Source organism: Mariprofundus ferrinatatus, assembly GCF_002795825.1.
Classification (GTDB): Bacteria; Pseudomonadota; Zetaproteobacteria; order Mariprofundales; family Mariprofundaceae; genus Mariprofundus; species Mariprofundus ferrinatatus.
Genome location: NZ_CP018800.1, coordinates 926,199 through 941,418, shown reverse-complemented (window position 1 = coordinate 941,418; position 15,220 = coordinate 926,199). Strand labels below are relative to the sequence as shown.

General features: G+C 50.3%; 10 protein-coding genes. 5 read left to right on the top strand and 5 right to left on the bottom strand.

Annotated elements, in window-relative coordinates; all coding sequences use genetic code 11:
- The first annotated feature begins 251 nt into the window (after positions 1 to 251).
- Entirely contained in the window at positions 252 to 3,722 is a 3,471-nt protein-coding gene (locus Ga0123462_RS04515) for a PPi-type phosphoenolpyruvate carboxykinase family protein (protein WP_100265206.1), read from the top strand.
- A gap of 47 nt (positions 3,723 to 3,769) precedes the next feature.
- Here Ga0123462_RS04515 and Ga0123462_RS04510 read toward each other — a convergent pair whose 3' ends face one another.
- The 5 genes from Ga0123462_RS04510 to Ga0123462_RS04490 form a co-directional block, all read right to left on the bottom strand.
- Positions 3,770 to 6,034, bottom strand: a complete 2,265-nt coding sequence (locus Ga0123462_RS04510) for a nitric oxide reductase activation protein NorD (RefSeq protein ID WP_100265205.1) — start codon at positions 6,032 to 6,034, stop codon at positions 3,770 to 3,772.
- A 37-nt stretch (positions 6,035 to 6,071) separates the two neighbouring features.
- A complete protein-coding gene (locus tag Ga0123462_RS04505; protein WP_232726626.1) occupies positions 6,072 to 6,875 on the bottom strand; it encodes a CbbQ/NirQ/NorQ/GpvN family protein in 804 nt (267 codons plus the stop codon).
- A 189-nt stretch (positions 6,876 to 7,064) separates the two neighbouring features.
- A complete protein-coding gene (locus Ga0123462_RS04500) occupies positions 7,065 to 7,796 on the bottom strand; it encodes a class I SAM-dependent methyltransferase (protein ID WP_100265203.1) in 732 nt (243 codons plus the stop codon).
- A 2-nt stretch (positions 7,797 to 7,798) separates the two neighbouring features.
- On the bottom strand, positions 7,799 to 9,367 hold the full coding sequence (locus Ga0123462_RS04495) for a hypothetical protein (protein WP_198507398.1): 1,569 nt from the start codon (positions 9,365 to 9,367) through the stop codon (positions 7,799 to 7,801).
- Positions 9,336 to 10,337 carry a glycosyltransferase family 2 protein gene (locus tag Ga0123462_RS04490; RefSeq protein WP_232726624.1) on the bottom strand — a complete coding sequence of 334 codons (1,002 nt, stop codon included), beginning with the start codon at positions 10,335 to 10,337 and terminating at the stop codon, positions 9,336 to 9,338. Before Ga0123462_RS04490 ends, Ga0123462_RS04495 begins: the two co-directional genes overlap by 32 nt.
- A gap of 223 nt (positions 10,338 to 10,560) precedes the next feature.
- Here Ga0123462_RS04490 and Ga0123462_RS04485 point away from each other — a divergent pair, with 223 nt between their 5' ends.
- From Ga0123462_RS04485 to Ga0123462_RS04470, 4 genes are all read left to right on the top strand, one after another.
- Positions 10,561 to 12,276, top strand: coding sequence for a DUF2079 domain-containing protein (locus Ga0123462_RS04485; protein WP_100265201.1), 1,716 nt, complete (start codon positions 10,561 to 10,563; stop codon positions 12,274 to 12,276).
- Positions 12,277 to 12,487: 211 nt separating this feature from the next.
- On the top strand, positions 12,488 to 12,697 hold the full coding sequence (locus tag Ga0123462_RS04480; protein ID WP_198507397.1) for a Flp family type IVb pilin: 210 nt from the start codon (positions 12,488 to 12,490) through the stop codon (positions 12,695 to 12,697).
- A gap of 241 nt (positions 12,698 to 12,938) precedes the next feature.
- The gene (cpaB, locus tag Ga0123462_RS04475; protein WP_100265200.1) at positions 12,939 to 13,814 is read left to right on the top strand and encodes a Flp pilus assembly protein CpaB; all 876 of its coding nucleotides are present in this window, start codon (positions 12,939 to 12,941) and stop codon (positions 13,812 to 13,814) included.
- A 50-nt stretch (positions 13,815 to 13,864) separates the two neighbouring features.
- Positions 13,865 to 15,211 (top strand): type II and III secretion system protein family protein, encoded by a 1,347-nt coding sequence (locus Ga0123462_RS04470; RefSeq protein ID WP_198507396.1) that lies wholly within the window; start codon positions 13,865 to 13,867, stop codon positions 15,209 to 15,211.
- The last annotated feature ends 9 nt before the right edge of the window (positions 15,212 to 15,220 follow it).

Below are 15,220 nucleotides of genomic sequence, written 5' to 3'. Positions count from 1 at the left end.
TCATCGGATAAGTGTGCTTAATGGCAGAAGGAGCAGGCCAGATTCATGAATGAACAGCCCATCAATAGGCTTCAATGCGTACGATTGGAGAAAATGGTCTGCGCTCTGGTTGATTATTAAAACGAATGAGAGCCAGGCGTTCCAAAACAGAGCTAATCTCATGGCCGGGAATTCACAGGGTGGCTTCCGGTTTCTTTGAGAGGTATAATAAGACGGAGCCTAAGAATGAATGTAGGCATGTGGACTAGGTTATGACTGAGAGTGTACTACCAAACAACAAAAATAATATTGCTGCACCGCCGTTTGTCTGGCATCAGCATATCAACCTGAAACTAGCCGCACTCGGTCAGCCGACCTGCAAACTGGAAGGTGGTGACCACTCCTATCTGACCATCGCTGACAGTCTGCTTAAACACTACGCACGACAGAGGCGATTACTGTCGGCCTATCGCTGCCCTGCAGATCAGCGCATCCAGAATTTTCTTAATGCTTATCTGACTGAGAACGGTGTTGAACAGCATGTTGAGTTGCCCGGAACCACATTTATTCTCGATCGCCCCGGCATGGCGCGTGAGGTATCACTGCCTCTCAACGGCACCCATTTCCACTCCGACCTGGTCGACTCCTACCGTCTGCTGCAGGGGGTGCTGCACAACCCGAAAAGTGACCGCCGCACCACCAAGGGTGTATTCCATATTGCTGCAGGTGGTCTGCCGGTACCGGCCGATAAATTTGAGGTCCCGGTTGCCACCTTCGGCGCCCTGCTCAAAGAAGCGCTTGATCCCCCCCGCTCCCTGCTTGAACTGCCGGCTACCAGTGAGGAGGAGAAGAAGGCGGAAGTGTGGGTATCGCTGCTGCTGCGTCCGAAAGTGCGCCCTGGTGTGCCGGGTGTTGTCGGTGTTGCAGGACTACTGTCGGAAAAAAGTCTGGAGGTGCGCATGTTTGCCCCAGGCGGCCTGGTCTCCAACCTTGATTTTGTAGAGTCGATCTTCGGCAATGCCGGCGACCCGTTTTTGACTGAAAATGATGCAGCAGCGGACATCGAGCACTGGACCGGCCAGAGTGGCTGCATCATTCTCGCCCCGCATCTGGTGAAGCTGAAGAAGAAAGAGCTGGGGTTACCACATGTAGATGATGCCAGTGACCGACAGCTGCGTGACGGCATGTGCTGGCGACATGAAGATGAGCTATACAATGATGGCCAGGCATTTAAAGTGGTCTGTCGTGATAAACGGGGTGTCATCGTCACCATCATTGCCGACAACTATTTCGGCTACAGCAAGAAAGAGATTAAATCCCAGATCAGTTACTCGGCCAACCTCTTCGGAGGCTGTGAAGAGGAGCATGCCGGTGGCGCACTGGCATTTCCACGCTACAACCTCGGTGAGGTCTATATTCCACGTGCCAGTGATATGCTCGACAACCACACATTTGCCGATCTCTGTCAGCGACTGGCCGACAAGATAGAGCTTAAACCGGAAGGTTATGCCGTTGATAAGCAGTATCCCGACATCATCTATCTGCCAGAAGATGCCCAGATCAGCATGCATGATCTGCAGGTCTTCTGGCAGGGCCCAAACGGCCCGTCGCAGATCAAACTACTGGCCTCTAACACCTTTATCTACCCCAGTGGCTTCAGGGTACATATGGGGCGTCATGCCCATTCACCAAGCTGGCGACTGATTGGCACCATTGGTGAAGGCACCTTCTGCCACAAGCCAAGTACGGTATCCGGTGGCGGCAAGTCGGAGATATCCAAATCGATTGCCGGTGCAGTCATTTCAGGGCCAACCTATGTAGATAACTTTGATCAGGATCTCAAACAGGTACGGGCCATCTTTGAACGCGACTATAGTGACCGCTTCCGCCATCCCGAAGCAGAGAAGCATGATTCGCGAACGCTGCTTAGCAAGGAGCGCAGCCTTGGATCGGTGATCAAACTGTTGACCCCTTCGATTCTCGACTACACAGATGCGTACAACCAGTGGCTGAAAAGCATCCCGAGCCACATTCTTGCGCTGGTCTTCATGATCAAGCGCTTCTACAGAACGGCCTGGGGTGAGAACTGGCATGAGCACTTCTCCGTTGATACGGTCAACGGAAGTCCCGGCCATGAACTCAGGTACAATGGCCGCAAGCTGATGGCCAGCTATCTGCGTGTCGGCTTTGCCGATGATGGCAGCTGGCGCCTGTTCAAGCTCAGGCAGGACTTTATCGCATCGGATAAAATCCAGATGGAGGATGATATCAGTGCCTCGATTGTTATCCCTGCAAGTTATGTCAGCGGCCTCAATCCAGATTATGACCACCCCTGCATCAAACTGGTGGATAACTGTGAAAGGAGACTCTTCCAGCGCCCGGATGAAGCAGTGAACCGCGGTTCGGATATTCAAACTGAGAGTGACCTCTCCAGCGGCAACAGCTTTATCTCCAACTTTGAACCATTGCAGCGGGACGATGCCCGTGAACTGATGGAAGATGTGATGCATTTTGAGGAGTTCAGCCCACCCATGCAGGCGCTGATCCGAAATGCATCAGAGATGGATGAGTCGCTCTACTTTATCTCCACTGCACATCCGAGAATTGTCGATGGCAAACCGAGCCTGAATGTGCGCTACCTGCAGGATCGCCCCGATCTGGCCGACCCGCGCTCAAAATACCTCGCTGAAGTCAGCACCCGTCTGCGCCGGGGACTTGCGCCTGAGCAACCGGTCTATTTCCCGGTCAATGCGGTACTGACCGGGCGGCGCAATAACCCGGCAGAGCCGGGCATCAGGCCACTGGCGGTCTACAATCCGATCCATTATCAGGAGCTTCCTGAACTGTTTATGGATTTCATCTGCAGCCTTACCGGCAAATCACCCTCCACCACCGGTGCCGGTTCGGAGGGTGCACTCACCAAGGGGCCGTTCAATCCACTTACCGCCACAGCCGATCTTAACACGGCACTGGTCTCCTTTATCCTGTGTGGCTATGACGGCTTCTCAACCGCTGCCGGTTATATCGGCTCTAAACGGCGTATTGATCACGATATCAGCATGTTAATTCCTGAGATCTGGTGCCGCCTTCCAGCAAAGGTTCAGAAACCCGCCTATATGATCAAATGGGGTTATCTGAAAAAGCTGGAGGACTTTGAATACAATGGCAAACCCGTGCTTGCCAGCCGTCTCGGTTATCGCATCACCAAACGTTTCGTGCGCAACCATTTCGGCAAGCTGTTTGATACGCCGGTCGCCGTATTTGATAAAGCGATGCTGAAACCGGAAACGCAGGATATGGAGAGCTATGTCGATGGCATCAACAACATCTGCGAGGCGCATAAACGTGTTGCCCTCTCCTACTTTGAAGATGGCTCAATTGATGATGCCTGTCCGCCACTGCATGCACTTCTGCATATCATGGCACATGGTCATTACCAGGGCCGTGATATTCACGATCCGTCAATCCGTCAGATGTTCACCCGCGACTACCTGCTGCAGAGTGACTGGTACAAGGAACGTCTGAACATCAAACAGGCTCGTGACACACAGGTTTGGCTGCAGCATCGTGAGAATCTCGATGCTCATATCGCTGTGCTTGATGAAGATGAGCATGAGAGACGCGCACATCTCGCCGAACGTATCAGCAAGGCTGATCGCATGATTGAGCGGGTGACAAGCGATGACTATCTGCAACGACTGTTTGGTACGCTCGGTGCTGACTGGATTCACCGGGAAAAGTAAAAAGGTAGTGCAGAACTGGGTGCTCTGACGAACAGAGCACCCGGCAATTATTTTGTCAGTGAAATGAACAGCTCAGGAAGTTTTTCCGGTAATCGGTCGATATGATCGATAATGGTGTACTGGCGACCAAAGATATCCGATACATACTCATCGGCCTTGGGGTCAAGATTGATGCAGTAGCTGTAGATGCCATCAAGATCCAGTTCATTTACTGCCTTACGAGCATCCTGAATCAACAACTGTTCATCATTCACATCAATATCGGCGGGTTCGCCATCGGTGAGAATCAGCATAAGCTTCTTATCCGCCTGCTGAGCCTTCAGATAGTGCCCTGCATGGCGCATGGCAGCCCCCATACGCGTTGAATACCCGGCTTCCATTTTGGCAATTCTGGATTTGACCTCATCACTCCATTTCTCTCCAAATCCCTTGATATGATAAAAACGGACATCGTGGCGGGTATTGGAATGGAACCCGGAAATTGCAAACGGGTCGCCTACCTGATCAATCGACCAGGCCAGCAGCGATACCGCCTCCTGAGAGAGCTCCAGAATGGTTTGGTTGCAACCCTCCGCCTTCTCACTGAGCGACTGCGACAGATCCAGCACAATCGTTACAGCAATATTGCGACCGGCAGTACGATGGCTCATGTTGATACGCGTATCGGGAGATGAGCCGCTCTTGAAATCGATTAGTGAACGAATCGCTACATCCAGATCAAGCTCGGAGCCCTCTTCCTGATAGCGAATACGTTCCTTCTCCTGTGGCTTGAGCATATCGAGCATCTGCTTCAGGCGTTTAGCAAGCCTGCTGTGCTTGGCCAGCAGGTTATCGATAAACAGAGGATTTCCTCGTGGATGCAGCGCCTCATAAACGCTAACCCAGTCGGGACGATAGCTCTGGGTATTATAGTCCCATTCGTGGTAATGGCGCGGCGGAAGTCCCTTGAGCTCCTCTTCTTCCTGCTGCTTCTTATCAAGGTGTTCAAAGGTGGTTTCTTCATCATCACCCTGTTCTATATAGATCCACAGGTGACGGTTATCGTCGCGATAATCAACTTCGGTATTTTCAAAATATGTGGTTGGCAAAGCATCTGACTGCCTGCGTGTTCGTGCGATAAAGGAGAGCGCAATCGAAGCCATATCACGGCTGCTGGACTCGCCTTTCTCCATCTCGGCAAAGAAACGGTCGACAAATTCACGGACAACTTCATTCTCATACTGGTAGTCCGGATCAAGAATGGCACGTGAGACCATAGCCAGACGAAGGCGAATCAGCGAAATATTATCAAGCTCGAGAGCTTTTTCATCAGGAACAGGATGCAGTTCCAGAAAAAGTTTCCGCAAACCCGGATAGCGCTGACAGGCCAGGTAATCGACTCGGGAATCTTCAAAGGTTTCAACACCGACGCGCTGGGGTGGACTCCAGTTGTCGACAATCATTTTCTGCGACCAGCGACGATGCGCCGCCATATGTGCAATTGCTGCGCGGTAGCGGTCAATTCCCTTCACACCCTCAAGATCGTCGTAGACATCCGGCAGACGAATCCCATCCTCGTCGAAATAGGGCATCGGTTTGCGCAGATCGTCAAAGGCGACCGAATAGGGTACGAGGTAGTCGCTCTCATTCCACAATGCGCGGAAATAACTATCCAGCTTGCGCTCGTTATCTACCAGCAGTGTGCCGTGGCGTTCACGCTGCAATACAGCCATGGCATCAGAGGATTCCAGGCTGAAATACTCCTCCTGACGTTGAGGATGGTCATTGTAATACTTAATGCCGTATTCCACCCAGTTCCGGAAGCCTTCCAGCGACAAAGCGCCCAGCAGGTTGGGTGCCTGCTCCAGAAGGTTGGGAAGACCCGGGCTTGGAAATGTAGTGTGGTGGCCATGTACGGAAACCGAAGTTCGGTCCAACATGTCGCGTACCACATCGATATACTGTTTGAACAGATCATAACTGTGCAAACGGCGCGCTACCGCCCCACTACTTTGAAGGAACGGCACCATCGCTTTGAAATTGGTATGCGTGGACATGTAGTGCGCAAATTCGCGCAGATCCAACAGTGCCTCTTCACCAACCAGTTTGGCTACGCCCGGTGCCTCTTCAAGATAGATTAGCAGGGGTTCAGGGCCACGCCCCATCTTGCCGAGAAAGCGTGCATTTTCGATATAGGACATTAAACCCTGCTTGCTCAGCAGTGCTTTGGCCTCTTTCATGCAGTCATCAAAGACACGGTCGGCCTGGGCAAAGTTGCAGCCCAGTTTCTGCCAGTACATCTCTATTTCTATGCTTCTCGATAATTCAGGCATCGTATATCAATCCACCCCTCTGTTCGTGCAGTCCGTGTTACCCGAAGGTCGCATCAATAGCATGATCCAGTGTGTCACGGATATCGACATCGTCGGTAATGGGGCGAACCAGTGCCATGCGGCAGGCAGGCTTCGGATCAATACCACCCTTGATCAGGGTTGCAGCATAAACCAGAAGACGTGTGGAGATACCCTCTTCCAGACCGTGTCCTTTGAGGTTGCGGGCAGCTGTTCCGATGGTCACCAGTTTGGCAGCAAGATCCAGATCGATGCCTGTCTCTTTGGAAAGAATATCAGCCTCAAGTGCCTCTTCCGGATAGTCGAAATCAAAACCGGTAAAGCGTTGCTTCGTCGACTGTTTCAAATCTTTCATCAGGCTCTGGTAACCCGGGTTATAGGAGATCACCAGCTGGAAGTCAGGGTGCGCTTCTACCAGTTCACCTTTTTTATCCAGTGGCAGTGTGCGGCGGTGGTCTGTCAGCGGATGGATCACCACAGTGGTATCCTGGCGCGCTTCCACAACCTCATCCAGATAGCAGATACCGCCAATGCGGGCAGCCGTGGTCAGTGGACCATCCAGCCAGCGCGTACCATTAGCATCGAGAAGATAACGACCAACCAGATCGGAGGCAGTCATATCTTCATTACAGGCAACCGTGATCAACGGCTTTCCAAGCTTCCATGCCATGTACTCTACGAAACGTGATTTACCGCAACCGGTAGGACCCTTAACCATTACAGGAAGGCGGGCGGCATAGGCGGCCTCATAGAGCTCCACCTCATCGCCCTGCGCCTGGTAAAATGGTTCTGTGTGAATCTTGTACTGATCTTTATCTGTCATGATTTACTCCCCAGAAGAAATCTTGTCGGGACAGTCTAGCTTATCAAACAGAGATGGCGAACTTATTATAATTATGAATACCATTAGAAAAACTTATACATTAACCGCGATCAGGCCTTTCTGGTCATGCACCTTCTGCAGGGCGGTCTGTACAGGCTGCTCAGTGAATATAGATATTTAAACCGGAGGTTACAGCAATGGCTTCCTGCAGACAGCCAACAGAGAGACGCCAAATGGAAGTCGAATGCCAGGCATCAAATGGCGCTCACTGGCCATGATCTGTTTAAGAGCACGGTTCAGCAGAGGTGGTGGCAGTTCTTCTTCATCGCCGTGAATTCCAGCTACTCGCTTGATTAACCGGGCAGCCACAACAATCGGAAACAGCAGTGTGTTGTAATAGGTAAGATATTCAGGCTCAAACTTTGCATCGATCAGCAACTGTTCCAACTGCCCCCTCTTATATCGCCGCTTATGATGATGCTGCGTATCATGCTCACTCCACAGAAATGGAAAGGCGGGTACAGTCAGCATCAACCTTCCACCGGGTAGCAGAAGCTCCCAAGCCTTCAGTATGGTGCCTCGATCATCTTCAATGTGCTCAAGCACATCAAACATGGTAATCAGATGATATCTCTCACCCTCAATGGAAACACATTCAGGCATTGACCCATGCAGCACAGGGCATACATCTCTTTTCCGGGCCATCAGCAGGGCTTCTTCATCACACTCCAGCCCCTCCAGTTGCCCGAATTTAGAGAGCATGTTGAAGTTTCCGCCGGTTCCACATCCGACATCAAGTATCTTCATTTCGGGCGATAGCGAGAGCGAACCCAGAAGCTTTGAAACAATTTCCCGGCGCGCGGTAAACCACCAGTGTGTATCCTCCACATCCCTCATCAACTGGTAGATTTTTCGCTCCACCGTTACCTCCCGTATCTCGCAATGATGGCGGCATGGCGAGGTCTGTTTTTAAGTAATACAGAATTGTATTCATCGTCATAAACCAGCCTGAAATCACCACGGCGCATCAGTTTCGACAGGATAGGCGCATCTCTCGAACAGATCACATAATCGATGTCATACTTATCAAAATCCCCTTCCCACCCGGTGCCACCGCTGTAGATAGTCATGTACTCGATGAGAAATTTGTCGCCATACATATCAGCCCTGCCATCAATGAACACCTTCTGGTCAGGATACAAACGATAGATCAGGTATCCGCCAAACTGATAGGTGTTGAACATGCGACCTGATATACCGGTGTTGAGGACAAACTCGGTCGCCTTCACAGGAATGGTGGCATCGCGATCTTGCTGATGACTCTTCCCGACTACCGGTGCATACAGCCACATCCCCGCAGCTACGATCACTACAAGCAGCCAGTTCAGGACATACTCCCCTGACCCAATCTGAGAACCGCCGCCAATATGTTTCCTGTACAGCTGCCCCAAAGCACTCCCTGAAATAGAGACAGCAGATCCTTTTGCCAGATAGGCCACCACAAACGGCAACCCTGATAGGATGGCAAACGGCATATGACGGTAAGCTGAAAATCCTGCCACAATGAACACAACCGGAACTACCAGTTCAGTAATATCCAAGGTTGCCCGGCGATAGAAATAAACGAAAAAGAAGCATACCACTAACAGCAGATAGCACTGGGCTGAAAGCGTTTGAAAATCAGGACTACTCCACTCTGTAATCAGGCTCCTGGCGGCCTCCATGGACATTACCTGTATCGGATAGAGCCAATGGCTGAAATAATCAGGATTAAGTGCAGAGCTCAAAACTGTAAGCAACGTGATCAATGCCAGCTTTAGCAGACGAGGGCGAGCCTCCGCATTCAAACTACCAGCCTTCCAATGAGATGCAAATTCACACCCGGAAAACAGCACGAGCAAGGCGATTCCGATGATGTAGCCGCCATGCATATTTACCCATAACACCATCATCAGAGGCAGCAGCAACAGAAACCTTGTTTGCTGACGATATTTAAATTGTATAAGCAGGAGAATGGCTAGCGAGAACAAGATATAACTGATCAGTTGCGGACGCGGTGCAATGAAAGAGGCAATCGGGGCGCTGGCAACGAATACCAGCAGCGCTGTTAAACCTCTGTTCCTGTTAATCTGGCTTGTCGCAAGGAATACGATATAGAGAAACAGAACGACCATCAGTGCCGTCATCACCTTGATGCCAGCGTCGCCGAAAGCATCATGAACAAGATAAAGAAGCAGCTGAAAAAGCCACTCATGAAGCACCCATGGCTGCCCCTCAAATGTGTATGAAAAGATATCATGACCGGGCAAGGCACCGTTAAGAAATATCATTTCACCTGTTTTAAGATGCCAGAAGTAGTCGGGATCAGAGAGATCAAGAAATGTCACCAGTATCAAGAACAGAATCAGCAGTAACATTCTCGGAATATCGAGAATCCTGATAATGTTCATAGATGGTTGATTATTGCTCGCCATCAGGCGTGTTACTTTCACTCGGGAGGTAGGTCTTCACAAGATAGAGAGGCCTTTTCTTGCTCTCATCAAAGATGCGCGCCATATATTCACCAAGCACACCGATGGATAACAGCTGCACGCCACCCAGAAACAGCATAGTCACCATGATGGTCGGATAACCGGCAACCGGATCTCCGAACAGCAGTGTTGCAATAATAATCTTCATACCATACAGAAACGCACAAGTAGCCGTCAAAGCACCGACATAACTCGCCACCTTCAAAGGTACTGTTGTAAAAGAGGTCAACCCTTCAAGAGCAAAATTCCAGAGCTGCCAGAAACTCCATTTGCTAGAGCCTGCCTCGCGAGGCTCGCGCTCAAAAGGAATGCCTACCTGAGAATAGCCGATCCAGGAGAACAGACCTTTCATAAAACGGTGTTGTTCCCGAAGCTTGATCAGTGCATTGACAGCACGGCGACTGAGCAGACGGTAATCGCCGGTATCTCTTGGAATTCGTATGGACGCGCTCCAGTGAATCAGCCGGTAAAAAATGGATGCCGAAAACTTGCGCAGGGAGCTTTCACCCCGGCGGTCTGTACGGGTGGCATATACAACATCATACCCCTCTTGCCACTTTTCGATCAGCCGAGGAATGAGTTCTGGCGGATCCTGAAGGTCGGCATCGATATTGATGACCGCATCACCTCTGGCGTGGTCGAGCCCGGCGGTCAGGGCGATCTCTTTTCCGAAGTTACGGGTAAGATCAATCACACCAACGTTTGGATCATGGTCCCGAAGTTTATCGATAATCGATAACGTTTCGTCTTCACTGCCATCATTTACAAACAGGATTTCATAACGCATCTCAATCTGACATAGAACCTTTAGCAAGCGCTCATAAAACTCCCTCAGTACATCACCCTCATTAAATACAGGGGCAACTACGGTAAGCAGCTTTGGGGCAGCATTTTGCATCTCTCTATTTGTACGCTTCAGTTCAGCGTCCATGCCCACCTCACAATAGTAATAACGAGCTCCAGCAGCTACTGTTAGTATAGTCGAAAGTCCTTAAATATCATAGTGATACTCTTCTGCAACTCAGCCTGGGCATGAAACATCTTATACACCCCCCTTCATCCACACTGTAATTTGTGACAGGCTGGGATAATGTTAAGCAGACGTAACTTTATAAGAGGCGATACAGATAAATGAAATTCTTCGAGGTGGGTGATTGAAGCTATCCAAGGATCAAGGCATACGTGATCAGAAGCCGGCAGTAGCTGTCGCAGACAATCGCAACGTCTGGCGTACTTCGCTATGGGCGGCCATCTCTTTTCATTTCTCACTCTTTATCATAATCGGACTGAGCCGCCACTGGGGCTTCATGACAAGCATCAACGATCTGGGCACCTTTGATCAGGTGGTATGGAACACCCTCAATGGCAACCTTCTCCATACGACCATCAACCCCTTTGCAACCTCAATGGTCAGGCTCGGCATTCACTTTGATCCGATCCTGTTTCTGTTTGTTCCACTCTATGCGATTACCCCCTCTGTTGAGTGGTTTGCAATCGCACAGGCCGCCGCCTTAGCCCTGACAGCATATCCGCTTTTCCTGCTGGGAACCCACATCTTTCAATCTGAGAAATCAGGATTCATCTGGGCTGTCATCTATCTTGTGAACCCCTTTCTAATAAGTGCCGGTGCCTGGGATTTTCACCCGATAACACTTGCCGTTCCTTTTATGGCGCTTGCGCTATTGGCCACTGTGAAAAACCGCCCTGTTACTCTCACCCTGTCATGTCTGATACTTCTGGCATGCAAGGAGCACATGGGGCTGGCCGTAATCGGTTTTGCTGTACTCTGGTGGTGGCTGCATCGAAGCTGGAGAGTACCCACAACACTGTTCGCACTTGGTGCAATTCATCTGGTAATTGTTCTGGCAGTGATTATGCCCCATTTCTCACCGCTTGGAGCTCATGCCATGCTGGGTGATGAACTGGGACAAATGAGCAGATACAGCTGGCTGGGCAGTTCATTGACAGAAGTTCTTCGCACCTTGCTGACGCAACCCGCTTTCGTTTGGGGTCAGATAAGTCAAATGGGAGGACTCTCCTACTGGGGACTACTACTGCTTCCCTTTATTCTATTCCCGACACTGGGCCTTCCATTCCTGCTTCCGGGAGTTGCCGACCTGATTGCAAACACTCTGGCTGCAAACCCCATGCCCAGAGGCATGTGGTCTTACCACTCGGCAACTTTAATTCCACCTCTTGCTGTAGCTGCCATGTACGGGGTCAAACGATTGGCAAGATGGCAGGATCGATTTTCTATTCAGGAGCTGGCGGGTCTTGTACTTATCACCAGCGTTGTGACCGGTTACATCTACCTGCCACTACCGCTGATTGGCGCCAAGAATATCTGGTCACCCAATCACGTTCTGAATTTGCCAGATTCTGACCTGCAGCGTGTGCGCTCTGCAGCTGGTGACAGTACCATCCTCTCTGTTCAGGCCAATATCGGCGCCCATTTCACCCAACGCCAGCAGATTTATATCTATCCTAATAAAGTGGATGAAGTGGATGCCATTATTCTCCGGCTGGAGAGCCCTACGACCAACATTGGTAAATTCCAGAATCATTCAACCCAAGGTTCCAGAAAAGGCTACCAGACCTGGCTTGATGGCCACCTTCAACTGGATCGGACAGAGTACCTAGCATCCATTGAGTGCCTGTTGTCCAATAAAGAGTTCGGAGTACAACTCTGGAATGATCCTTGGCTAGTGCTATCAAAAGATGCAGAAACCTCTCCTCTGGAGGTTATTTCTTCACTAAGAGAGCTTAGAACTCAGTGGCTGATTGCAGATGATGAATACAGTTCCCAACTGGAAGTGTTCAATGCCAACGTTCAAACTCATGGTTACTGTTTGGTGGCGAGCAGGCAATAAACTGAGCGACCTGCTGTGTTCTTCTGACTTATCAACCCTTCAATCCTCCACGATATAGACTTCCGTTCCGATTGAGCACCATATTCAACTGGTGTACTGATCTCTTACAGTCAAAAAAAATACCCTTACCATCTTTGCACATTCACCGAGCATGGATTATAATAAAAGTAAAGGGCGAGGTAGAGCCCTAAAGGATGATCAGGAGGCAGAGATGCGTAAAGCCATATACATGATTGCTAGCTATATCCCAAATATATTTAGTGTAGAAAAGAGAGAACGCGGTGCAACGATGGTTGAATACGCCATCATGGTTGCTCTTATCGCAATCGCAGCGATCGTCATCATCGCAGCTTTGGGTCAAGAAATTAACAACGCATTCCAAGGCGTGAAAGACTGTATTGCTGATCCAACCGCTTGCTAGTTATATGAGTTGGGAAATTAACCTGTCAGGTAAATCGACAGGTTAAGAATCCGGCAACAGATGAACGAGTGATGGATCACGTCAGATTAAATGGCGATTCCTGCTGATGCCCTGCGCTCTGCGCAGGGCGAAGAGCATCGCACGTCTTCATGAGTTAGGAATCGAATCTTCGTTTTGAAACATACCGGATCTTGAATGCGATATTGATCACCGTTTATCGAGTATCGAGGAGGTCTGAATTATGCAAAAACGAGCGATAATAATGCTACTGGTTGCATTAATCATGGGCGGCATTGCCGTGTCGCTGGTGAACACTGCAATCGAGCAGAAAACGGAGCAGGAAGTTGGTGTTGCGGCATTAAGCGTAACGCCAGTTGTTGTTGCCTCTGCCAACCTCGAAATCGGTACGCGATTGAACGAAGTTATGCTGAAGGTCGTGGATTGGCCGAAAGAGGCTGCTCCTGAAGGCACATACGCAACCATCGAAGAGGCACTTGGAAAAGAACCACCTGTAGTCATCAAGGAAATGCGTAAAGGCGAGGCGCTCCTCCCCTACAAACTTTCCGGACAGGGTGCACGTGGTGGCCTTACTCCCAGAATCTCAAACGAAATGAGGGCAATGACGATATCGGTTAACGAGGTTCGCGGTGTTGCCGGTTTTGTACTTCCGGGAGACCGAGTGGACGTTCTCTACACCAAATCTGCTGACAGAAAGTATGTAACAAAATCACTTCTTCAGAACATGCTGGTACTCGGTGTAGACCAACAAACCTCAGAAAAAGAAGACAAACCTCAGATTGTGAATGCTGTCACCCTGCTGGTAACACCTCAGGAGGGTAAGATGCTTACTCTGGCCCAGAAAGCCGGCGAACTAACCCTGTTACTTCGCAATGAGGCTGATGTCTCTGTTTCCTCCGATGGCAGCCTGAGCACCTCCGACATCGACAGGATAGGCAAGAAAGCCGCATTAGGCTCATCGAAAGGAAGTGGAAACTACACCAACATTCAGGTGATTCGTGGCCTTAACACCAGAAACTATACGGTAAAACTGGCACCAACGGCCACTACTCCAACGAGTGAAAATCCTGGAACCGTAACACAGGAAAGGGGTAAATAATGATGACACTAACGACTGAAAAATTTGGAACTAATAAAATAACCAGTTGTTTGCTGCTGATTATTGCCTTGATCGCAATGCCGGCATATGCCACGGATTCATTTACTCTCGATCTTGGTGATGCGGCGAAATCCGGTGAATTGAACCTGGCAGTTGGAAAGTCCAAGATCATCAATTCACCTGTACATATCAAGGAGATCGTCATCGGCAAACCTGAAGTTGTTGATGTGAAACTGCTGAACTCCCGCAAGCTTCTGGTTCTCGGTAAAGCCGCTGGTTATACCAACGTGGCATTCCGTGACAGTAATAAGAACCTGATTGCGCTGCTGGATGTATCTGTCGGTTATGATGTGGAAGCCATTAAATTCAAACTGCATCAGATGATGCCGGGAGAAAAGGATCTCCAGGTTCGCAGTTCGAATGAAATGGTGATCCTGTCCGGCAACGTCAGCAGTGCCCTTGCCATGGACACTGCCTTGGTTGTTGCCAGAAGCTTTGCGCCTAATGGGGTAACCAACCTCATGCGTGTCGATGGCAATGGCCAGCAGGTGATGCTGGAAGTGCGCATCGCTGAAATTGAGAGGACCTCTCTCAAACAGCTGGGTGTAAACGGTACACTTGCCGGAAATATCGGCAGAACCAACCTATCAAGTGCACTTAATGGCGCAGTAGCCAATGCATTCGGAACCCTTGGCGTTGTTTACCGGGGTCTGAACCTGACGCTTTCTGCACTGGAAACACAAGGGCTTGCAAAGGTTCTGGCTGAGCCCAACCTTGTTGCCCTCTCCGGGCAGGAAGGAAGTTTCCTTGTCGGTGGTGAGTTTCCGATTGACGTTGCCCAATCCGGGGCAGTCGCCGGAGCCATTACGGTCGAATACAAGGAGTTCGGTGTAGGACTGAAATTCACACCGACTGTTCTGGACAGTACCAAGATCAACCTGCAGTTGCAGGCTGAGGTCTCCTCCATCGCGGCAGCAGCAACGCTCTCCAATGCCCCAACGCTGAGGACACGCCGTGCAAGCACTACGGTTGAAGTGGCTGACGGACAGAGCTTCGCCATTGCCGGACTGATCCAGAACGATGTAAACAACAACATCGATAAGGTTCCAGGTCTTGGTGATGTGCCTGTACTGGGTGCACTGTTCAGAAGCACTGACTTCCAGCGCAATGAAACCGAGCTTGTTATCATGATCACACCGCGTCTGGTTAAACCAATGGCTGCAGGGCCTGTCGCACTGCCGACAGATAACTTTGTTCCGCCAAGCGATGTCGATCAGTACCTGATGGGTCGCCTGCAGGGTTCACCTAAAGATGCACCTGCCACAACCGCTCCGTCAGGACCGGCAACCGGAACTGACCCGGGTGGTGTAGACGGTGCATTCGGCCACCAGTTATAAAAGGAGTCT